Genomic DNA, 20,356 nt, shown 5'->3' on the forward strand with positions numbered 1-20,356 from the left:
CCGTCCCACACTTACACGGCGGCAGGGACCTACACCGCACGGCTGACCGCCACCAATGCCGGAGGCTCGAATTCCACCACCAGGACCATCACGGTCAACCCGGCCAGCAGCCCGGGGATCGCTATGCGCAGCACACGGACCGCGTCCACGGAAACGGCGACCACCACGGTCTCCCTGCCCGCCCCGACCGGCCGGGCGGCCGGTGACGTCCTGGTCGCGTCCTTCACCGCGGACAAGAACCCCACGGTTGCCGTCCCGGCCGGCTGGACCGCGATCACCAGCGGGCTCTCCATCGGCACCGGCGCCCGCGTGTTCGCGTACTACCGGGTGGTTGGTTCCGCCGACCCGGCGAGCTATACGTGGACGCTGAGCACGGCCGTGAAGTGGGGCGGCGGCATCACCGCCTACACCGGGGTCAACACCACCACGCCGCTGGACAGTACCGTGGCCACCGCCGTCAACTCGAGCTTCACGGCGACCAGCATCGCGGTCGGCAGCATCACCACCGCCAGCAACGGGGCCCTGCTCATCGGCGGGCTCGGGTTCGACAGCTCCAGCCCGGCAGCCACTGCTCCCACGGGCTGGACCGAGCGCTGGGAAACCACCGGCGGCCAGGTCGCGGAGCAGGCTGACAGGACCCAGGCCACCGCCGGCGCCGCCGGCACCGCCACCTGGACCTTCAGCACCGCCAAGGCCGTGGGAGCCTGGCGTACCGCCCTGAAACCGGCAGGTTAACCAGGCCGACACTGCCATGACTTGAGGTAGACAGGCTTGACGGGTCCTCCGGCACTTGTGCCGGAGGACCCGTCGTCGTCAGGCCGGTGCGCAGCCCCGGCAGATGCGACAGTGGCAGGCGCTGCTGCACCTGCCACTGTCTATGCTTGCTCTGACGTTTTAGGCGTTTACCCGCACGAAAGTAGAGCCCCCAAGCCAGGAGGCAGGGTGGACGATGGTTTCGTTGACGCCATTCATGCCGCTGCTGATGGCCTGCCCGCCGCCGATGTAGATCGCAACGTGTCCGGCGCGGATCATCAGGTCGCCGGCCTGCGGCGTGGACACCGGCGTGCCGTACTGGTGGAACTGCAGGGGAGCGAGGTCTCCGACCGACTTGCCGACGGAGCGCAGGGCCTGTTCCACCAAGATGGTGCAGTCCTGTGTGGCGCCCAGTTGTGCCCGGGCTGAAGCCACGAGGGCGGCGCCGACGCCACTGGCCGGAGCAGCCGGTGCCGGCGTGACCGACGACGATGCGTGGTAGATCCCCATGCCGGCCGGCTGGGGTGCCGCAGGCGCAGGGGCGGCGGGTGCCTGCGGTGCTGCTGCAGGCTGTCCGGGACCCGGGATCAGGATCTGGTCGCCGGGATAAATTACCGAGGCCAGCGACAGGTTGTTCTCGGCGAGTACTGCTTCGAGGCTCACGCCGTGGCGTGCTGCGATCGCACCCAGCGTGTCGCCAGGTACAACAGTGTGTGAAGCGCCTGCTACGCCTGATCCTGCTGCGGGTGCCAGGCTTTGGGCGGCCTGGACCTGGGGTGCGGCCTGCACCTGGGCGCTGGTGCTGCCCGTGGCCTCAGGAGCGTAGGTGCCTGCCTGTGCCGGTGCCCCGACTCCGAAGAGCAGTCCGGAGGCAGCAGCGGCTGCTGCCGCGGGCTTAGCTATGGAGGCAGCGTTGGCCTTGAGGGAATAGGACAGGCCCTGAAGGGCGATGGACGTCGTGGGGGTGGCGCGGTGGCGCGCGGACATGGACTTACGTGACATGGTGGATTGCCTCTCCCATGCCTGCGGGGTGAGCTGTCGGGTTCGGGTGGGAGGTCACCCGGTCCTGCCTCCTCGTGAAACGGAGCGCCTGGACTTAACCCCAAGGCCTTGGACACACCAAGGCCGGTAAAGAGGTGGTTCCCCCGTCCCTGCCAGATGTAATTGCGAACGGATCCCGGTCAGCGGCAGGGCTCGGCATTCTGCCCGGGAATGCCCTGCATGAACCGGGGCACCGCTACAGGCTAACCCAGGCTTGCGCCTAAAGTCACATTTCGGTAACGGCAGTTAGGGCTCCGGCGTCTCGAAAACCGCCCTGATTACCACGGCGGGAGTGCCATGCCAAGTCTGGCCGCGAAGTCCTCCGGGTCCTAGAATCGCTGTGGACGCAGCCGGCCAGGGCACCCCCGGACACGCCCGCGGGGGAATCAGCTATTGTTCCAGCGGTGCCGGCGAGGAAGCTGCCATGACGGATATTCAGGGACTCATCAGTGCGTTGCTGCCGGAAGATCTTGCTGTGCTGCAGGACCGCGGCCCGGACCAGCGCCTGGACAGGGACATGGTCGATGCCCTCGACCGGGCCGCGGGTGGGCCTGGGGAGGGCCGAGGCTACTACGTCGTGCGCGGCAGTCTGGCGCCCCTGGAACACCGGAACTATTTCCTTCGGGAAGACGTGGCGGCGGCCATCTTCGCCCCGGCGACACTGGAAGATGCAACCGGGGCGGACGCCTGACCTCCATGCCGCTGGTTCTGCGGTTAGTTCAGGCCGGAGTCAGTCTCCCACGGCCTCGCGGCCCCGGCGTACGATCAGCGGATCCGCCTCGTACACGACTGAGGTGTCCTTTCCCTCGTAGTCGAACTGGTTGAGGAAATAGCGCAGGGCGTTGATCCTGCCGCGCTTCTTGTCGTTGGATTTGATGGTGATCCACGGGGCGTGGTCTGTGTCCGTATGAAGGAACGTTTGTTCCTTGGCATCGGTGTATTCGTCCCAGCGGTCCAGTGAGGCAAGATCCACGGGTGAGAGTTTCCAACGCCGGACAGGGTCGATTTGTCGGATAGCGAAGCGTGTCCGCTGCTCGTGCCTGGTGACCGAGAACCAGAATTTGTTCAGGTGGATGCCGGCGTCGACCAGCATCTGTTCGAAGATGGGGGCCTGGTTCATGAAGGTGCGGTATTCCTCCTCACTACAGAACCCCATCACCTTTTCGACGTTGGCCCGGTTGTACCAAGAGCGGTCGAACATGACGATTTCCCCGGCGGTCGGCAGGTGCTGGACGTAGCGCTGGAAGTACCACTGGCCCTGTTCGCGGTCGGATGGTTTGCCGAGGGCGACCGTGCGGGCCGATCGGGGATCGAGGTGTTCCGTGAAGCGCTTGATCGTCCCTCCTTTGCCGGCAGCGTCACGGCCTTCGAAAACGATCACGTTCCTGCGGCTGTTGTCCTGACCCCAGTACTGGAACTTCAGCAACTCGATCTGGAGCCGGTATTTCTCGATTTCGTATTCGGCACGGGTCATCCGCTCGTGGTACGGGTAATCCTCGCGCCAGGTTTCCACGGCCGAGCCGCCTGGATCGATGAGCTCAGGGTCCTCGCCCTGGCCGCCTGCGACGATATATCCCAAGTCCACGAGGCGGTCGATGGCCTCCCGCAGGTTGTCCCTGACCCACCAAGGATCCTTGGGTGTCCAGGACTGGGATGCCTCCACCATCGGGGCTCCTTAGGCTCGCCGACTCCTTGACGGCATTTTAACAGGGGGTCCCGCTTTTAGCGTGGGATGCGGTCTGCGTTCTTGCACATGCGTTCGAGGACGCTGATGACCATGGCGTATTCATCGGTTCCGATTCCCGCTGTGAGTTCCCGCCTTGTGGCTTCCACCAGACCGGTTGCTTGGGCCTGCAGTGCCCTGCCTGTTTCCGTTAACGTCAGGTAGCCGTCCTGAAGGAACACAAGCCGCCTTCGGACGAGTGATGCCATGTCCCGTTCCTGTGCGTCGCCGCCGCTGGCTTGGTTGAATGGGCGCAGCGCATCCGCCAATTCGGCGGGTGTGGTCGGATCCGAGCTGAGAGTGCTGAGGACCTGCCATTGTCTCCTCGTCAGGCGGAGCCGGGCAAGCGTGGCATCGAGCAGCGCCTCCAGTGCCACGTCCAGCCGCTTGACCCAGTATCCAATAGGCCTGTTCACGTTGCCATAGTGGCAGGTGCCGTTCCACACCTGCAAGGTGGGGGAGTGGGGCGGAGCTTAGTTCCATCAGGGCGTTGGGACGATCCATAAGCCCGCGACGGCGGCGCGCCCCGGCTCGGTGGTCATGCGGGCATGGGCGGACACTGGCCCCGCGCTCAGGTCTAGTTTCACGCTCGTTGTGGTTGCGCAGTCCAGAGCCACCTCATGCGCTGTTCCTCCGCGTCGATCAGGCTGCGAAATGGTAAGCATCGCTTTCGGCGCTCCGATGCAGGCAGCGGTAATTGTGTAGCTTCCCTTTGGTATTCCACTGGCCGAGGTCCGATATCCATCACTTGCCAGGCCGCCTGACCCACCCAACACGAGGCCGTTGGGTCTGGGTCCCAATCGAATGTCCAGCTGAGCCTGGTTCCCTGCCTGAATTTCGGCAAGCCCGGGGTCGGGCATCGGCGGGGAAGGAGGCGCCGGCTGGGACGATCCGGCGCTGGTGCCGGTCAGAACCGGCTCTTCGTCCGGGTACTCACAGGCACCTAAAGACGCCCCGATACTAATCAAAACCAGCAGAAGCGCGTTGGCCCGCCACGAACGATTTCCCCCAATTATTGGCATGCCCGAAGCTTATTGGCATCCGAGGAGAAAGCAATGGACATCGCAGATGAGGGTGTCGAGTGGCAACGACCTCCACGGAACCACCTACGAGGCGACCGTGACGGTCTCGCCCTCCCCAAGCTCCCGCAAGTGTGCTTGTCTGTAGCAAGTTGGTGGATCCAGAAGGGGTCCGCGGCTTCTGTCCGACGGGGTGACACGATATGAGGCTAACGACCACGACCAATATCTCGGTGGATGGTGTGATGCAGGGGTTGGGCGGACCTGACGAGGTCCGCAGCGGCGGCTTCGAACGCGGCGGATGGGCTATACCACTTCTCGACACCGAAACGGGGGACTACCTCAACCAGATCTATGGCAGTGCGGCCGCGTTCCTCTTTGGCCGGCGGACGTACGAGATTTTCGCTGGCTACTGGGGAGCAATGGCCGATCCGAGCACCAACCCCATTGCCTCTGCCCTGAACAGCCGGCCAAAGTACGTGGTGTCGACCAGCCTCGCGGACCCGCAGTGGGCAGGCACAACTGTCCTGCGCGGCGACGTCGCCACGGCCGTGCGTGATCTGAAGGCGCGTCAAGACGGGGACCTGTTGGTACCGGGCAGTGGTGCCCTCGTCCGGTGGCTGTTGGCCAACGGCCTGGTGGACCAGCTCGACTTGGTCACCTATCCCGTCGTCGTCGGCCAAGGCACACGGCTGTTCCCTGATTCCGGCCCGGACCTCGCGCTCGATCTGGTGAACTCACGGAGCACGTCCCGGGGCATCACCATCCAGACCTATCGGCCCCTCGGTCGTCCAGAGTACGCGACGTCCACTGTCGACCCCTCTCATTCTGGGAGCGGGACTTATTGAAGCGAATAAATTCTTGCCCTCACGCGTCCGCCTTGGCCGCCGGCGCCGGGAGACTCTTGGTGTCCAGGACAAACCGGTACTTGACGTCGCCGGCAACCATCCGGTCATAGGCATCGTTCAGCTGTGCCGCGGAGACAATCTCTATATCGGAAACCACTCCGTGCTCGGCACAAAAGTCCAGCATCTCCTGCGTCTCAGCGATGCCTCCGATGTATGACCCGGAGTACGCGATCCGGCGGCGGCTCAGTGTCCAGGGATTGACCGGCGGCATGGGCTCAGAGGGCAGGCCCAGCTGGAACAGGGCCCCCTCCAGGCGAAGAGTCCGAAAGTATGGGTCGAGATCATGCGGAGCCGCTACGGTATCGATAATAACGTCGATACTGCCCTCGGCCGCCGCCATGGATGCAGCGTCCTTGGACAGAACAACGTCGTCGGCCCCCAACTCCTTGGCCGCCGCGATCTTGACCTCTGAGGTTGTGAAGACCTTCACCTCGGCCCCCATTGCTTTGGCAAGCTTCACTGCCATGTGTCCGAGCCCGCCGAGCCCCACAACACCAACGACGTCACCCTCCTCAACACCGAAGTGCCGCAGGGGGGAATATGTGGTGATACCTGCGCACAACAAGGGAGCAACGGCGGCAGGGTCCAGGTTGGTTGGGACACGGAGCACGTATCGCCTGTCCACGACCACCGAGGAGGAATAACCGCCCTGAGTGATGGCTCCTTCATTTCTCGGGTCGGCTGCACCGTAAGTACTGACGACGCCAGTCTCGCAATACTGCTCAAACCCATCCAGGCATCTTTCGCATTCGCGGCAGGAATCGACCATGCATCCTACGCCCACCAGCTGACCAACAGAGAGGTCGTCGACGGCGGAACCCACACGGCTAACACGCCCAACAATTTCGTGCCCGGGAATAAGCGGATACTTGGGGGCGCTCCATTCTCCCCGCGTAGCGTGCACGTCGGAGTGGCACAGTCCGCAATATTCGATCGCAATCTCAACGTCGTCTTCCTTGGGCGAACGCCGGGCAACGGTCAACGGGACGAGTCCGCTGTTACTGGACCGTGCGCCGTAACCGGAAGCCAACCGCTGTTCGTGCCCCTCGCGGCCATCGACAGGGGGCAAGGACTTGGCAAGGGGCGGTGAGCTGGAGTGTCCAGGAGTCATAGTGCGACACTACTCCCGGCATGCGGGAGTTTTCCAATTTCTGTGACGATTGTCAGCAATCTACAGGTCGGGCTGCCCCGCGACTGGTGGCATGCCTTGCCCATCAGCGGGGAAGCGCTGCCAGGGACGACGCTGCCAGGGCATGGCGCGGACGGCCGGCGAGGGCCTCCTGCAGGCGCGGAAGGTGCTGCTCGATGTCCTGCACAATGGATGCCACTGCAGCGACATCCCTCAGGGCCAGGGCAAGCTCCAGTTCGCGGCACAGCTGGTTCATCCGCAGGGCGCCGGCGAGCCACGACGTCGTTTTCAGGCTAAGCGAGGCATCCATGGCGATGTCCCGGTCCCGGACAGTAGCCGTGCGGACGATCCGGTCAACGCGCCGGGGGAGGAGGGCGGTGTACTCCGCGGCGAAGGACTCTGCGACCTCCCATGAGGACTCTGCGGCGAGCTTCTCGAGGTGTTGTGCATCCAGTGCCGGCTTCGGACGCTCACTTTTGATTTCATGCTCATGTCTCATCGCTGTCGCTTTGGCTGCTGTCATGGCGCATTTGCCTTCCGGTGGGGCCCCCTCCGCCGCGTGCTTGGGGGGCTACAGGCGACGAAGGGGACGTGTTGGCGTAGCCTGTCAAACCCGGATCACTCCATGCCTGTGCAGGCCAGGTCGACAATGCTGCGAAAGACCGGCCTTCATTACCGGTACCAAACAGACTGCACTCCCAACCTCAAGGACCTCACCATCGTTGATCAATAGTTGATCAAGATAGATCCGGTCCTGATGCGCCCCAAATGGCAGGTTCACGCTGAAGTCGTGACGGGTTGGCTAGAGTACACGTCATGGACTTGCCCCCTCCAGCACTGCCAGCCGGAGTCATCAGGCGCAGCAGGCTTCGCTTCGTGGTCATGGTGCTTTCCGGGATGGCAGCCGCGTTGGCTGCCGGTCTTTCCGGGCACTGGATCGAAGCCCCTGCCATAGGGTGGGCCGTGGCGTCGCTGACCTACGTGGTGTGGGTGTGGGCCGTGATCGGACGGCTTGACCCTGCGGGGACGCGCCTCCATGCGGTAACAGAAGATCCTTCCCGCGGTGTCACCGATCTGCTCATTCTCGCTGCCAACTTTGCCAGCCTGGCGGCAGTCGCCGCCGTCGTGATTGATTCACATCGTGGCGCTTCAAGCGGCAGAGATGAGGTGGGCGCCGGGTTGCTCGCTCTCTCCGGCGTGGCGTTGTCGTGGATGCTGGTCCAAACGCTGTTCACCCTGCGCTATGCAGAGTTGTACTACGACCCGGAAAAGCGTGGAGAGGAGCCCGGCGGCATCAACTTCAACCAGGAGCGCCCGCCCCAGTATTCGGATTTCGCCTACGTGGCCACCAGCCTGGGCATGACTTACCAGGTTTCTGACACCAACCTGGAGAGCCACAGGATACGGGCCGAGGCGCTGAAGCACGGGCTCCTGTCCTATCTTTTCGGGACGGTCATCCTCGCCGCCACCGTCAATCTGCTCATTGGTCTGGCGGGCTAGCGACCAAAAGGCAAGTAGTCCAAGGATCAACTGGCGGTCGGATCCGAGGCTGAGCGCCAACGAAAAGGCAAGACTCTGGACTCCGGCGGGAGAGGGCCTCAAAACCATTAGTTTACATAATGTGCATTATCGGCGTTATACGAGCGGGAGTAGAAGTACCTCTTGACCCGTTCGGAACGCGGCGGCGACCAGCGGCGTGATCCATTGTCTTAAGTGGCGCTCTCGTTAAGAATGAAACCCATGACGGTCTACGTGAGAGCCCTCGAGACAGCTGTTCCGCCTACGATGCTCATCCAGACGGAGGCCCGGGACGTTTTCGCCGCCCAGCCCGGCCTGACGAGACTCGGCTCACGGCTGGTGGCCACCTGCTTCGACTCGGCCGCGATCGACACACGCTACACGGCCGTCCAGGAACTGACGCTGGATTCACGCTCCGACGACCCGAAGTTCTTCGACCCCGCCACGCGCCTGCTCCGGAGCCCCAGCACGAAGGAACGCAATGACCTGTTCGCCCGTGAGGCAACCAAGCTCTTCATCGAGGCCGCTTCCTCCGCCGTCTCCAACTGTGCCGGCTTCGATCCACTTGACATAACTCATCTGATCACGGTTTCCTGCACCGGGTTTTTCAACCCCGGCCCGGACTACAAAATCGTCCGGGCGCTGGGGCTCAGCCCTGCGGTGCAGCGCTACCATCTGGGTTTCATGGGATGCTACGCCGCATTCCCCGCACTCCGGGCAGCGAAGTCGTTCTGCGAGGCGGACCCCGAGGCGGTAGTCCTCGTCGTGTGTGCGGAGCTCTGCTCGCTGCATGTCCGCACCTCCAACGATCCCGACACCATCATGGGCTCGGCGCTCTTCGCGGACGGCGCCGCCGCCGCCGTCGTGACCGCGCGCGAGGTACCCGAATCACCGGCGCTCCTGCAGCTGGACCACTTCGAAACTGTCCTGACGCCGGTCGGTGAGGATTCCATGGCCTGGAACATCGGCGACGAGGGATTCGAGATGGTCCTGGGCAACTACGTCCCGCACATCATCGACGACCACATCATCGGTGCCCTGGAACCGCTGCTGGCCAGGGACGGTTCACTCAGGGAACTCCCCTACCGGGACATCACGCACTGGGCCATCCATCCCGGCGGCCGCAGCATCCTGGACAAAGTGCAGTCCCGGCTGGGCCTCACCGATGAACAGCTCATCCCCGCCCGCGAAACCCTCCGCAACTACGGCAACATGAGCAGCGCCACAGTGCTTTTTGTGCTCCGGCACATCCTCGACCTTCCGCCGCAGAGCCGGGACGAACGCATCTGCTCCATGGCATTCGGGCCCGGGCTAACGGTGGAGACAGGGCTGTTCACGAGGATCGGCAAGCCCCTGGAAGCGCCGGCAGACCCCCGGCTCGCGGACGAAGCCGAATCGTCCCTGGCCTGACCCGCCGTGGGCATGCTCGGCGCGCGAGACGCCAACGCTGTTGAGGACATGGACCGGCCCGACTGCGATCCGGAGCGCCTCGACCGCACCTACCGCCAGTTCGCACTGGTCAACCGTGCCATTTCGGGCTGGCATGGCCTCTACCGCAGCAGGCTCAGGCCGCTGCTGTCGCCTGCCGCCCCGGCCACGCTGCTGGACATCGGCTGCGGCGGCGGGGACCTGGCACTGATGCTCGCCCGCTGGGCGGCCCGGGACGGCTTCCGGCTCGACATCACGGGCATCGACCCCGATCCCCGCGCATACGCTTTCGCCGAGCACAGGATGCCCGTGCAGGGGGTACGGTTCCGGCAGGCCACGAGTGCAGAGCTCGTGGTGGAGGGCGAGACCTTCGACTTCGTGATTTCCAACCACGTGCTGCACCACCTGACCGAGGGCGAACTCCAGGGTCTGCTCACCGATTCCGTGAAGCTCGCCCGGCGCCTGGCTGTCCACAACGACCTCCGGCGCAACGTCCTCGCCTACGCGCTTTTTGCCGTCGGCGCGCTGCCGATGACCGGATCGTACATCCGCCGCGACGGCCTGACCTCCATCAGGCGCAGCTACACCCTTACGGAACTTGCCGCCGTCGTTCCTGCGGGATGGCGGGCGGAACGCCACTCCCCCTTCCACTGCCTGCTCACCTACAGCCCGGACGCCGGCCGTGACTGACGTCGTGATTGTCGGCGGCGGTCCCGTGGGACTGTACCTCGGCGCGCTGCTGCTGCAGGAAGGCGCAGATGTCCGGGTCCTCGAAAAGCGCACCGGCCGAAACGCACACACGAGGGCCATCGGGATCCATCCACCGGCCCTTGCCGCACTGGACCGCGTCGGCGCCTCGGCTCCCCTGGTCGCCCGCGGGGTCCGCATCCGCCGCGGCCTTGCCGTCTGGGCCGGCCGGGAGATCGCGCGCATGCACTTCGCGCCGGTATCGGACCGCTTTCCCTTTGTCCTGGCCGTACCCCAACCGGTTACGGAGGCGGTCCTGGAGACCCGGCTGCTTGCGTTGGACGGCAATGCCCTGCTTCGCGGGGCTGAGGTGATGGACATGTACGACGACGGCGCCCGGGTCACTGTCGACGCCACCGTTGCGGGGACCCGGCAACGGATGTCCGCTGCGATTGCCGTGGGTGCCGACGGCGCCAATTCGACGGTGAGGCGGCTGCTGGGCCTGAGCGCCGTGGAGAAACGCTACCCGGACCACTACCTGATGGGCGATTTTCCTGATTCCAGCCCGTACGGCGAGGACGCCGCCCTGTTCCTCGAAGCCGGCGGGATCGTTGAGTCCTTTCCCCTGCCGGGAGGTGTGCGCCGCTGGGTGGTCAGGCTGTCTGGCCCGCCGGTCAGTCCCGACGCTCGCCTGCTGGCAGGCCTGGTGAAAGAGCGGACGGGCATCACCGTGGACGCCGGCGCCAACACCATGCTGAGCAACTTCGGAGTCCGCTCACGCCTGGCCGGCCGCATGGTCGACGGAAGAACTGTCCTCATCGGGGACGCCGCCCACGAAATCAGCCCTATCGGCGGGCAGGGCATGAACCTGGGCTGGCTGGATGCGGAATCCTTGCTGCCGGTGATCATGGCCGCCCTGCGGGGCCGGCCATGCGGCAGCGACCTTCGCCGGTTCGATGCCTCACGGCGACGGGTGGCGGCTGGGGCGAAACGCCAGGCCGAGGTGAACATGGCGCTTGGCAGGCCATTGTCCGGCGCCCGGCTTCGCGCACGGAACGCGGCCATTGCCCGCGTGGCTGCGGTGCCGACCCTTAATGCCCTCGTGGCCAGGCGGTTCACCATGCAGTGGCCCCGTTAGGCTGGCTTCATGAGCCACGCATCCCCGCCCACGTCCTACAGTGCTGCCCGTATCCGGGAGACCGTGCAGGAATTGCTGGCGATGGACGCACTGCCGCCCATCGTCCAGGCAGGCCACCCGGTCCTGAGGCAGCGTTCCGCTCCCTTCGAGGGGCAACTGAACGCGGCGGAGCTGTCCGAACTGATCGGCCTGATGAGGAAGGTCATGCACGAGGCGCCCGGCGTCGGTCTTGCAGCGCCACAACTGGGGATTCCGCTGCAGCTCGCCGTCCTCGAGGACCAGTTTGACATCGACAAGGATGCCGCGGCGGCACGGAGCCGCACGCCCCTCGAATTCTTCGCCATGCTCAATCCCTCGTACAGCCCGCTGCCGTCCGGGACAGCCGCCTTCTTCGAAGGCTGCTTGTCCCTCTCCGGGCTGCAGGCCGTCGTGGAGCGCCCGGAAAGCGTCAGGCTCGCGTATCAGACGCCATCGGGAGACAGCATGGCCCGGGAGTTCACCGGCTGGCAGGCGAGGATCGTCCAGCACGAAACAGACCACCTGCACGGAACGCTGTACATCGACAGGGCCGAGCTCCGGTCCCTCAGCACCAACAGCGAGTACGCGGCGCGCTGGGCTGAACCGGGAATCGACCGGGCACGCCGGGAACTGGGGTTCCTGACGGAACCCCGCTAGTCCCCGGCGCCCGGATTCTGCCCGCCCCCGTTGGACGCCGTGGGCAGGTACCGCGCCCACCACGCCAGGATGTGCTCGAACCGCTGGCGGCGGTGGTGCGGTGTGCCTGACCTGGACAACTCGTGGTCCTCGCCAGGGAAAACCAGGAAGGCAGAGTCGACGCCCTGCTGCTTGAGGGCCGTGAAGTACCGCTGACCCTGCTCCACCGGGCAGCGGAGATCATCCTCGCTGTGGATCACCAGCGCGGGCGTCCTGACCTGGGCGATGGTGGCCATGGGGCTTTGAGCCGCCACCTGCTCAGGCAGGGCGCCAGTGTATTCGCCGCCGAAGAACCACCCGATATCGGAAGAGCCGGTAAAGCTGACCGGATCCAGGAAGCCCCGCTCGACGATCGCGGCCTTGAAACGGTGGTCCTGGCTTATGGTCCAGGCGGTGAGGTACCCGCCGTAGGAACCACCCATGATCCCCAGGGCACCGGCGTCCAGCGCAGAGAACTTCTCCAGCGCGCCCTCCAGGAAGGCGAGCACGTCCTGCATGTCCACGGTGCCCATCCGCTCCTTGATGGCCCTGCCGTGAGCCTGGCCGTAGCCTGCTGAGCCGCGGGGGTTGCACATCACCACCGCGTAGCCGGCCTCCGCATAGACCTGCGCCTCGTCAAAGAGCGCCACCGTGTACTGCGAGAACGGACCCCCGTGGATGTTCAGCAGCACCGGATGCGGGCCCTTCCCGGGCGGCATCAGCACCCATCCGTGGACCTCATAGCCATCGGGGGACGGGACAACCAGCGCCTGTGGCTCGATGATCCCGGCTTCCGTCCGGAGGGCCGCCGAAAAATCCGTCAGGAGCCGCAGTTGCCCGTCGTGGAGGCAGGCCACATCGCCGGCGGTCGAGGCGTCCGAGAAGCTTATGAACAAAGATTCCGCGGCTGCTCCTGCTCCCGTGACCACCCTGTCTCCGTGAACCAAGAGGGCATGGCTGCCGGTGGCACTGAACTCGAGCAGTTCCACCGTCCCCTGGGCGTTGTTCAGCACCAGGGCTGCATCCTTGCCCCGCAGGCCGATGAGGCTGCCCGGCGCGGCGACGTCCATGTTCTCCGCGTCGCTGAGCGCCCGTGCCTCGCCGCCTGCGGCCGGCATGACGTGCAGAACCGTGTTTTTTGCGACGAAATCCAGGCCGGAGTCGCCCAGGTCCTGAGCGGTGAAGAACAGCCACTTCCCGTCCCGCGACTCCCGGACGCCAACGACAGTCTGGCGCCCCATGTTGGACGCCTGCACCGGCACGGGCTCACTGCTGCCGGCGGCGGCGACGCGGTAGATCCCGCTGGCCAGATCCTCGTCGCTCGCGTCATGGAGCGCGGCCACGAAGTACACCCACCGGCCGTCGCTGCTGAAGGATTCATCGGTGTGGTCTGTCGCTGCAGAGGTGAGCTGCCTCGCCTCTGGCAGGCCGGCGGCTCCTGCTGGCCGGCCGGCCGCGGCCCCGGACGGGCCGTTGTCCCCGGTGTCATTGCCGGTATTCCTGACCTGGCTGTCCTTCACCGCGCGTCCTGCAGGCTGTACCTTCGGCTCGTCGCCCAGGTCGGGAACGTCCAGGATGAACAGCTGGAGCGGCTTGTCCTGCGTGTATCCCACGCCGTTCATCCGGTACTTGAAGCTCGTGATGAAGCGCGCATCCTCACCGCCGGCGGAGACACCGTCAAGGGTGCCGTACCGGCCGGCCTCGGGCTGCCGCGAACCAAACACGAGCCGCTGCGAATCGGGAGACCAGGCGAAGGACGATACCCCCAGGGGCCGGTCCGTCAGGACCTGGGGTTCCCCTCCGGCCGCCTCCACAACATACAGCTGTGGCTTGCCGCCAGGCACGGTCCGGAGGAAGGCGAGGACCCGGCCGTCCGGGGAAAAAGCCGGCGCTGTGTCCCGGTATCCGCGGGTCACCCGTCGTGCAGGTTTCTCGGGATCCTGCGGAACGGTCCACAGCTGGCCCACATAATCATCGGCATCAAAATCGGGGCGGGTCACCGAGACGACGGCGCGCGTACCATCCGGGTGGACAGCAGGGGCGGAGACGGATTTGAGCAGCGGCAGGTGTTCTGGCTTCACCCACGTGAGCCTAGCGCCTCGCCGCAGGCGTGTGAAACACCTCTCACCCACGGCAGGTCCGGGCACCGGCACTGACGCGCGCCGGCGTGTCAGGGTGGCCGGCACGCCCTAGGATTGTCTGCATGCCTTTCCGCCTGCCGCCCCTGCTCTGTCCGGTATGCCGGGAGGGGCTGTCGCCTGTGCCTGCATCCGCGCCAGGAACCCGCAGCAAGGCACTCGCCTGCCGCAACGGACACAGCTTCGACGCCGCCAAACAGGGCTACTTCAACCTGCTGGTCGGCAAGGGAACTGCATTTGAGGCGGATACCGCCGAGATGGTGGCGGCCCGCACGGCATTTCTCGACGCCGGCCACTACCGCCCACTTGCAGCGGCAGTCGCCGCCGCGGCCGAACCCGCTCTGCTGGCTCCGGAGCCGGCCGTGCTCGATTCCGGGACCGGCACAGGCCATTACCTCCGCGCGATACTTGACCTTCCCGGGCACAAGGACGGCATGGCCGCCGTGGGGCTGGACATCTCAAAGTTCGCCCTGCGCCGGGCCGCGCGGCTCAACGCCGAGGCCGTGAACCTGGTCGGAGATGTGTGGCAGCCGATCCCGCTGGCGGATTCCGCCGTCGACGTCGTGACGGTCGTCTTCGCGCCTCGCAACGCAAGTGAGTTCGCCCGCGTGCTTCGGCCTTCGGGTCGGCTGGTCGTAGTGACGCCCCGGCCGGGCCACCTCGCTGAGATCGCCAGCCAGGCCGGAATGCTCGGGATAGAGCCGGCCAAGGACGAACGGCTGGCAGGCTCACTGTCGGGCCACTTTGAACTGTTGTCCATGCAGGACCTGGACCTTGACCTGGAACTCTCCCCCGCCGATGTGGCCAACCTGGCCCTCATGGGTCCTGCCGGCCACCACACCGACCGGGCTGCACTGGCTAAGAGGCTGGCGGATTTTCCGGCCGTGACCGCGGTCAGTGCCAGGTTCCGCATCAGCGTCTTCCTCCCCCGCGATGGAGCCGCCGAATAACGTCTTGGCCACGTTCTGGCCCCGGCCGTCCCTCACCTGCCCAGTGCCGCTCCGCCGGTCTAGGATGGAAGAAAGTCACTGAGGGTCTGCCTCGCAGCCCCCGGGATCGAGGGGGAATCGAATGTTCGAATGGCTTGGCCAAAACTGGTGGGCACTGTGGCTCACGGTCTTCCTGGTGTTCGCCGCCGTCGAGATGTTGACCCTTGATCTCTTTTTCATCATGCTGGGCGGCGGTGCACTTGCGGCGGTGGTGGCCGACTTCGCCGGCGCCGATTTCTGGCTGCAGATCGTGGCCTTCTGCGTCGTGTCGCTGCTGATGATCGCCTTCGTGCGCCCCGTCACGCTCAAGCACCTGCACAAAGGGCCGGCTGAACAGCGCACGAATATTGACCGGCTCATCGGTGAAACCGCACTGGTCATGGAACCCGTGACCGCCACCGGCGGGCGGGTGAAGATCGGCGGCGATATCTGGAGTGCACGCTCCGATTCCGGTGTCCTTGCGGAGGGCCAGAGGGTAGTTGTCGCTGCCATTGAAGGTGCGACGGCGGTCGTGGCGCCTCAGTCCGAATCCGCCGTCCAGTAGTTCCGGGCAGTCTAGATTTCTGCTGCTGCCGTTCCGGCTGCAGCGGATCCGGCGGCTGAGCCGCCATGTACAGCTTCACTGAAAAATTGGGGAATGAAGGAGAAGTATGGATAGCCCAGGAGGATTCGCCCTCACGATCGTAATGCTGGTCCTGATCGTCTTTGTAGTCATAGTGCTGGTCCGGTCAGTGCGGATCGTGCCACAGGCCCGGGCCGGCGTGGTGGAGCGCCTGGGCAAGTACCAGCGGACGCTCAACCCTGGCCTCACCCTCCTCATCCCGTTTGTGGACCGGCTGCTGCCGTTGCTCGACCTCCGTGAGCAGGTGGTCTCCTTCCCGCCGCAGCCCGTTATTACCGAGGACAACCTCGTGGTGTCCATCGATACCGTGGTCTACTTCCAGGTGACAGACCCCCGGGCGGCGACGTACGAAATCGCCAACTACATCCAGGCCGTGGAGCAGCTGACCACCACCACGCTCCGCAACGTGGTTGGCGGGCTGAACCTGGAAGAGGCACTGACATCCCGCGACCAGATCAACGGCCAGCTCCGCGGCGTGCTGGACGAGGCCACAGGGCGCTGGGGCATCCGTGTTTCGCGCGTGGAGCTGAAGGCGATCGACCCGCCGCACTCCATCCAGGATTCGATGGAGAAGCAAATGCGGGCCGAGCGTGACCGGCGCGCCGCTATCCTCACGGCCGAGGGAACCAAGCAGTCGGCCATTCTGACGGCGGAAGGCCAGCGGCAGGCGGCCATCCTCAAGGCTGAGGGCGACGCCAAGGCTGCCATTCTCCGTGCGGACGGTGAGTCGCAGGCCATCCAAAAGGTGTTTGACGCCATTCACAAGGGCAACCCGGACCAGAAGCTCCTGGCGTACCAGTACCTCCAGACGCTGCCCAAGCTCGCGGAGGGCTCTTCGAACAAGCTGTGGATCATCCCCAGCGAGGTGGGCGAAGCGCTCAAGGGAATCGGCAACGCGCTGGGCGGGACCAATCCCGATCCGCGGTCCGGCGACCTGTTCGGACCGTCCGAGGACACCGAAAAACAGCCGCAGCCCTAGGAATCTGATGCAAAGGGAGGCGCGCCATGGGTGTGCCTCCCTTTGCCGCATTGCCGCCGGACCAGCGATTCCGTATAATGGGATATTTGTCCGGCCGGATCACTCCGCCCGGAACAACATTGCTTGGCAAAGCGTTTCATTTAGTGATGCTACGTAGAGCACAACGTAGTCCGGAGGCTGCTTTGAAACCTCCGGCTAGCGCGGAGTCCGCTCCGCGAACCGACCAGAGGGAGAAATCATGAGCGATCGCAGCCTGCGGGGCATGCGTCTTGGCGCCCAAAGCATGGAGACCGAGTCCGGTGTGGAGCCAGCTCCGCGTCAGCGGGTTGAGTACCGGTGCGAGGACGGCGAGCAGGTTTTTGTAACCTTCTCCTCCGAAGCCGAAATTCCCCCTGTCTGGGTTTCCAAGACCGGCAAGGAAGCGCTGCTCGTTGATGGCGAACGCCCCGACACCAGCAATGAAAAAGCTGTCCGCACACACTGGGACATGCTGCTGGAACGCCGGTCGCTGCCGGAGCTTGAGCAGATCCTCGAAGACCGCCTCACCATTCTGCGTGAACGTCGTGGCGAGAGGCGCTCAGCCTAGCCAGCCCAAACCGCAAAAAGGCCGGGCCTGCTGCACAGTGCAGCGGGCCCGGCCTTTGCTTTGGCCGGCGGCTACTCGCGGCCGGCTGCAGGCTTCCTGCCGGTCAGCTTGTTCCAGCGCGCCGTCAGGCCCCACTTCGTCACGTTGAGCATGGCTTCGACCACGATGTTGCCGCTCATCTTCGAGGCGCCGAGTTCGCGCTCCACGAAGGTAATGGGGCGCTCCACAATCGTCAGGCCCATCTTGGCGACGCGCCAGGCCAGGTCCACCTGAAAGCCATAGCCGACTGACTCGATCTGGTCCAGATTCAGCTTCTCAAGCGTGGTGCGGCGGAAGGCGCGGTAGCCGCCCGTCACATCCTTGATCTTGACGCCGAGCATGATCCGGGAGTAAGTGCTGCCGATGCGGGAAATTGCCTGCCGGTACAGCGGCCAGTTCACGACACTGCCGCCGCGCACCCAGCGGGAGCCCATGGCGAGGTCGGCGCCCTGTTCCACGGCGTCCAGCAGCTGGGGCAGCTGCTCGGGCTGGTGGGATCCGTCGGCGTCCATTTCGACGAGGACGTCGTAACCGGCCGCGAGTCCCCACTTGAAACCGGCGATGTACGCGGCACCAAGCCCTTCCTTGCCCTTGCGGTGCAGGACGTGAACCTGGCTGTCTTCGGCAGCGATGCTGTCCGCCAGTTGCCCGGTCCCGTCCGGGCTGTTGTCGTCCACCACGAGGACGTCCGAGTCCGGCACCGCCGCACGCAGGCGACCCAGCGTTATGGGGAGCGACTCCAGCTCGTTGTAGGTGGGAATGATGGTGAGGACACGCACAGGGAGAGGCCTTTCCTGGATGGGAGCGGTCAGCACGCGTGGAGTGAGGCGGGACCGCCCGACTCGCAAAGCGCAACTCTCCATTATAGGGGCGTTTCGCGGCCCGGTTTTCCGGAAGAGCCCGGCTGCAGGAGCGCCGTCTGCTGGGGCCAAGGGGATGGCCGGGCACGCCACGGGCGGGTCCAGGCGCCTCGGGCCAGTTCCGGATTACGGGGTGCCGGTAGGGGAACTGTTTTCTGTTGCGCCACGGACCCGCCCACGGAATGCACCACCGCACATGGCCAGATGGCGTCCGCGCTCCGATTGACTCGGGAGTGGCCAGACAGACACCGGTCCAATTGCATCCGTCCGTTGATCCTCAATGCTACGGACGGCCCCTGACCTGTCAACCGCCACCTGACCTGCCCCTACGTGCATCGCCGCAGGTCAGCAGCCGGTTCTCACCGGCTGCCTAAGGCAAATGAGAAGCTGCGCCCCCGTTTGTTGCGGGCGCTCGGAGGCGGCGTCAGGAGCGGAAGGCGTCGGCCGAAAACAGCTCCCGGCCGTTCCGCACGGTCTGGAGGCAGCGCGGAGCCGTGCCCGTGTCCAGAGCCGGCAGCAGGGGCGTTCGGGCCCGCGGGTCGGTGCTCCAGGACTGCACCCTGCCGTCGGCGACCTGGACCATGAGCTCGTCGACCTCCCAGACCGCAAAGGTGGCGGGCGCGCCCGGTACAAGCTGCCCCGCCATCGGGTTGGCGTCCCTGGCAGCGCGCCAGCCGGCCCGCGTGTGGCCAAGGAAGGCCGCCCGTGCGGAAATCCGCTGGTCAGGGTTGTTGTGCTCCAGGCACGCCTTCACGGATGCCCAGGGCCGTAGTGGCGTCACCGGGCTGTCGCTGCCGAAGCAGACGGGAACGCCTGCAGAGTACAAGGACGCGAACGGATTCATGTTCCGGCTCCTGGAGCCCAGGCGTTGCTCATACATCCGTCCCGGGCCTCCCCAGGCGGCGTCGAAGCCCGGCTGCGCGCTGACGGTCACGGAATACTTCGCGAGCCTGGCGATTGCTTCGGCGTCGGCCATTTCGACGTGTTCGAAGCGGTGCCCGGCGGCACGGATCCGCTGCTCCCCCACTTCGGCGGCGGCTTGCTCCAGAGCGTCCAGTGCGGCGTCCAGTCCGGCGTCGCCAATCACGTGGAAGCCGCCCTGGATACCCAGGAGCGAACAGGCCGCGAGGTGTGCCGCTGCCTCGTCCGTGGAGAGATAGGCCGTCCCCCTCTCCCCCGGTGCATCAGCGTATGGTTCCCGCAGCGAGGCCGTGCGTGAACCGATGGAACCGTCAATGTTGAGGTCACCGGCCAAGCCGCGGACAGGAACACCAAGCTCGGTGAGCAGCGCCTCCGCCTCTGCAACCGTCGCCGTCAGCTGCCCCCAGTAGGGCAGGACCTCTGGCAATTGCACGTCGGAGTAATCGTTCCAGCCTGCGGCCAGCTGCAGGTCAAGCACGCTCCCGATATGCGGGGCGCCCATTTCCGCTACCGCCACGTAACCGTTCGCTGCGGCTTCATCCAGGGCGCGGCGCTGGTACGCCCGGAGCGTGTCTGCCGGCAGGCTGCGGGCCGCCCGCCGGGCCGTGGCGTGTGCCTGGCGCCTGACTTGGCCGCCGGCGGCGAAGCCGTCCACCCCTTCGACTCGCGCCGCAGCGGCGAGGGATGAGGAAATGAGGGCGGAGTGTGCGTCCGCCCGGGAAAGGTACACCGGCCGGCCGCCGGCAGCCCTGTCCAGCTCTCCTGGTCCCGGCAGTGTGGGGTCTGCCCACCGCGATTCGTCCCAGCCGTGGCCGAGGATGGGGCCATCCCCGCCAACCGCGGCAGCATCCGCAACAGCGTCAAGGAGCTGTCCCGCGGAACGGACTTCGCCCAGCTGCAACGATTCCAGCGCGATTCCGGTTTCCGTCAGGTGCACGTGGGAATCGACGAATCCGGGCGCCACGAGCGCTCCATGGAGGTCGACGACGTCCATGGAGCCGTCCGCGATCGACGCCGCCGCCTGCTCCGACCCGACCCATGCGACGGTGTCACCGTCGACGAGGATGGCTGTGGCAAAAGGGTCGGCGGCGGTGTAGACGGAGCCGTTGCGGTACAGCGTGATTCCGGCCCTGCCGGGACTGGTCTTGCCGCTGCTGGTTGCGTCGGTCATGAGGGGGTGGAACT

20 protein-coding genes and 1 riboswitch are annotated in these 20,356 nt (G+C 65.6%); of the genes, 12 read left to right on the top strand and 8 right to left on the bottom strand.

Annotated features, from left to right (window positions below; translation table 11 throughout):
- On the top strand, positions 1-735 hold a 735-nt coding region (locus tag ACIP90_RS01870), incomplete at its 5' end, for a PKD domain-containing protein (RefSeq protein WP_400576260.1).
- 159 nt (positions 736-894) lie between these two features.
- Here the strand turns inward: ACIP90_RS01870 and ACIP90_RS01875 are convergent.
- A complete protein-coding gene (locus ACIP90_RS01875) occupies positions 895-1,755 on the bottom strand; it encodes a LysM peptidoglycan-binding domain-containing protein (protein WP_400576262.1) in 861 nt (286 codons plus the stop codon).
- A 5-nt stretch (positions 1,756-1,760) separates the two neighbouring features.
- A riboswitch (cyclic di-AMP (ydaO/yuaA leader) is annotated at positions 1,761-1,962 on the bottom strand.
- A 256-nt stretch (positions 1,963-2,218) separates the two neighbouring features.
- Here ACIP90_RS01875 and ACIP90_RS01880 point away from each other — a divergent pair.
- A complete protein-coding gene (locus tag ACIP90_RS01880; RefSeq protein ID WP_400576264.1) occupies positions 2,219-2,485 on the top strand; it encodes a hypothetical protein in 267 nt (88 codons plus the stop codon).
- Positions 2,486-2,524: 39 nt separating this feature from the next.
- Here ACIP90_RS01880 and ppk2 read toward each other — a convergent pair whose 3' ends face one another.
- Together ppk2 and ACIP90_RS01890 are read right to left on the bottom strand one after the other, a co-directional pair.
- Positions 2,525-3,460: a polyphosphate kinase 2 gene (gene ppk2, locus ACIP90_RS01885; RefSeq protein WP_400576266.1), complete on the bottom strand. Its 936-nt coding sequence runs from the start codon at positions 3,458-3,460 to the stop codon at positions 2,525-2,527.
- Positions 3,461-3,516: 56 nt separating this feature from the next.
- Positions 3,517-3,933: a MarR family winged helix-turn-helix transcriptional regulator gene (locus ACIP90_RS01890; RefSeq protein WP_400576268.1), complete on the bottom strand. Its 417-nt coding sequence runs from the start codon at positions 3,931-3,933 to the stop codon at positions 3,517-3,519.
- 806 nt (positions 3,934-4,739) lie between these two features.
- Between ACIP90_RS01890 and ACIP90_RS01895 the strand changes: the two genes are divergently transcribed.
- Positions 4,740-5,384, top strand: coding sequence for a dihydrofolate reductase family protein (locus ACIP90_RS01895; protein WP_400576270.1), 645 nt, complete (start codon positions 4,740-4,742; stop codon positions 5,382-5,384).
- Positions 5,385-5,403: 19 nt separating this feature from the next.
- Here ACIP90_RS01895 and ACIP90_RS01900 read toward each other — a convergent pair whose 3' ends face one another.
- Together ACIP90_RS01900 and ACIP90_RS01905 are read right to left on the bottom strand one after the other, a co-directional pair.
- Positions 5,404-6,555, bottom strand: coding sequence for an NAD(P)-dependent alcohol dehydrogenase (locus tag ACIP90_RS01900; RefSeq protein WP_400576272.1), 1,152 nt, complete (start codon positions 6,553-6,555; stop codon positions 5,404-5,406).
- A 103-nt stretch (positions 6,556-6,658) separates the two neighbouring features.
- Positions 6,659-7,096, bottom strand: coding sequence for a hypothetical protein (locus ACIP90_RS01905; protein WP_400576274.1), 438 nt, complete (start codon positions 7,094-7,096; stop codon positions 6,659-6,661).
- A gap of 293 nt (positions 7,097-7,389) precedes the next feature.
- On the opposite strand from ACIP90_RS01905, the gene ACIP90_RS01910 reads away from it, so the two are divergent.
- From ACIP90_RS01910 to ACIP90_RS01930, 5 genes are all read left to right on the top strand, one after another.
- Positions 7,390-8,073, top strand: a complete 684-nt coding sequence (locus ACIP90_RS01910; protein WP_400576276.1) for a DUF1345 domain-containing protein — start codon at positions 7,390-7,392, stop codon at positions 8,071-8,073.
- Positions 8,074-8,313: 240 nt separating this feature from the next.
- Entirely contained in the window at positions 8,314-9,501 is a 1,188-nt protein-coding gene (locus tag ACIP90_RS01915; RefSeq protein ID WP_400576277.1) for a type III polyketide synthase, read from the top strand.
- A gap of 12 nt (positions 9,502-9,513) precedes the next feature.
- Complete coding sequence (locus ACIP90_RS01920) at positions 9,514-10,209, top strand: class I SAM-dependent methyltransferase (RefSeq protein WP_400576279.1); 696 nt, start codon at positions 9,514-9,516, stop codon at positions 10,207-10,209.
- A complete protein-coding gene (locus ACIP90_RS01925; RefSeq protein WP_400576281.1) occupies positions 10,202-11,344 on the top strand; it encodes an FAD-dependent oxidoreductase in 1,143 nt (380 codons plus the stop codon). The genes ACIP90_RS01920 and ACIP90_RS01925 overlap by 8 nt, the downstream gene beginning before the upstream one ends.
- Positions 11,345-11,353: 9 nt before the next feature.
- Positions 11,354-12,019, top strand: coding sequence for a peptide deformylase (locus ACIP90_RS01930; RefSeq protein WP_400576282.1), 666 nt, complete (start codon positions 11,354-11,356; stop codon positions 12,017-12,019).
- Here ACIP90_RS01930 and ACIP90_RS01935 read toward each other — a convergent pair.
- Positions 12,016-14,118, bottom strand: a complete 2,103-nt coding sequence (locus ACIP90_RS01935; protein WP_400576284.1) for a S9 family peptidase — start codon at positions 14,116-14,118, stop codon at positions 12,016-12,018. The genes ACIP90_RS01930 and ACIP90_RS01935 overlap by 4 nt on opposite strands.
- A 122-nt stretch (positions 14,119-14,240) precedes the next feature.
- On the opposite strand from ACIP90_RS01935, the gene ACIP90_RS01940 reads away from it, so the two are divergent.
- The 4 genes from ACIP90_RS01940 to ACIP90_RS01955 all read left to right on the top strand — a co-directional run bounded on the left by ACIP90_RS01940 (position 14,241) and on the right by ACIP90_RS01955 (position 17,351).
- Positions 14,241-15,125, top strand: coding sequence for a putative RNA methyltransferase (locus ACIP90_RS01940; RefSeq protein ID WP_400576286.1), 885 nt, complete (start codon positions 14,241-14,243; stop codon positions 15,123-15,125).
- A gap of 121 nt (positions 15,126-15,246) precedes the next feature.
- Positions 15,247-15,708, top strand: coding sequence for an NfeD family protein (locus ACIP90_RS01945; protein WP_400576288.1), 462 nt, complete (start codon positions 15,247-15,249; stop codon positions 15,706-15,708).
- Between the two features lie 106 nt (positions 15,709-15,814).
- Complete coding sequence (locus ACIP90_RS01950; protein WP_400576290.1) at positions 15,815-16,765, top strand: SPFH domain-containing protein; 951 nt, start codon at positions 15,815-15,817, stop codon at positions 16,763-16,765.
- Positions 16,766-17,003: 238 nt separating this feature from the next.
- A complete protein-coding gene (locus ACIP90_RS01955; protein WP_003802221.1) occupies positions 17,004-17,351 on the top strand; it encodes an RNA polymerase-binding protein RbpA in 348 nt (115 codons plus the stop codon).
- A 71-nt stretch (positions 17,352-17,422) separates the two neighbouring features.
- On the opposite strand, the gene ACIP90_RS01960 is transcribed toward ACIP90_RS01955, so the two are convergent.
- Positions 17,423-18,169 carry a polyprenol monophosphomannose synthase gene (locus tag ACIP90_RS01960; RefSeq protein ID WP_400576291.1) on the bottom strand — a complete coding sequence of 249 codons (747 nt, stop codon included), beginning with the start codon at positions 18,167-18,169 and terminating at the stop codon, positions 17,423-17,425.
- A gap of 505 nt (positions 18,170-18,674) precedes the next feature.
- The gene (locus ACIP90_RS01965; protein ID WP_400576293.1) at positions 18,675-20,342 is read right to left on the bottom strand and encodes an amidohydrolase; all 1,668 of its coding nucleotides are present in this window, start codon (positions 20,340-20,342) and stop codon (positions 18,675-18,677) included.
- Positions 20,343-20,356: the final 14 nt, after the last annotated feature.

The organism is Arthrobacter sp. NPDC093139, assembly GCF_044754165.1.
Classification (GTDB): Bacteria; Actinomycetota; Actinomycetes; order Actinomycetales; family Micrococcaceae; genus Arthrobacter.

Excerpts from the sequence above, each read along its gene's own strand:
- ACIP90_RS01965 (WP_400576293.1), bottom strand. The coding sequence starts at position 20,342 with ATGACCGACGCAACCAGCAGCGGCAAGACCAGTCCCGGCAGGGCCGGA.
- ACIP90_RS01910 (WP_400576276.1), top strand. The coding sequence starts at position 7,390 with ATGGACTTGCCCCCTCCAGCACTGCCAGCCGGAGTCATCAGGCGCAGC.
- ACIP90_RS01880 (WP_400576264.1), top strand. The coding sequence starts at position 2,219 with ATGACGGATATTCAGGGACTCATCAGTGCGTTGCTGCCGGAAGATCTT.
- ACIP90_RS01950 (WP_400576290.1), top strand. The coding sequence starts at position 15,815 with ATGGATAGCCCAGGAGGATTCGCCCTCACGATCGTAATGCTGGTCCTG.
- ACIP90_RS01955 (WP_003802221.1), top strand. The coding sequence starts at position 17,004 with ATGAGCGATCGCAGCCTGCGGGGCATGCGTCTTGGCGCCCAAAGCATG.
- ACIP90_RS01915 (WP_400576277.1), top strand. The coding sequence starts at position 8,314 with ATGACGGTCTACGTGAGAGCCCTCGAGACAGCTGTTCCGCCTACGATG.
- ACIP90_RS01920 (WP_400576279.1), top strand. The coding sequence starts at position 9,514 with ATGCTCGGCGCGCGAGACGCCAACGCTGTTGAGGACATGGACCGGCCC.
- ACIP90_RS01900 (WP_400576272.1), bottom strand. The coding sequence starts at position 6,555 with ATGACTCCTGGACACTCCAGCTCACCGCCCCTTGCCAAGTCCTTGCCC.
- ACIP90_RS01905 (WP_400576274.1), bottom strand. The coding sequence starts at position 7,096 with ATGACAGCAGCCAAAGCGACAGCGATGAGACATGAGCATGAAATCAAA.
- ACIP90_RS01940 (WP_400576286.1), top strand. The coding sequence starts at position 14,241 with ATGCCTTTCCGCCTGCCGCCCCTGCTCTGTCCGGTATGCCGGGAGGGG.
- ACIP90_RS01875 (WP_400576262.1), bottom strand. The coding sequence starts at position 1,755 with ATGTCACGTAAGTCCATGTCCGCGCGCCACCGCGCCACCCCCACGACG.
- ppk2 (WP_400576266.1), bottom strand. The coding sequence starts at position 3,460 with ATGGTGGAGGCATCCCAGTCCTGGACACCCAAGGATCCTTGGTGGGTC.
- ACIP90_RS01930 (WP_400576282.1), top strand. The coding sequence starts at position 11,354 with ATGAGCCACGCATCCCCGCCCACGTCCTACAGTGCTGCCCGTATCCGG.
- ACIP90_RS01945 (WP_400576288.1), top strand. The coding sequence starts at position 15,247 with ATGTTCGAATGGCTTGGCCAAAACTGGTGGGCACTGTGGCTCACGGTC.
- ACIP90_RS01895 (WP_400576270.1), top strand. The coding sequence starts at position 4,740 with ATGAGGCTAACGACCACGACCAATATCTCGGTGGATGGTGTGATGCAG.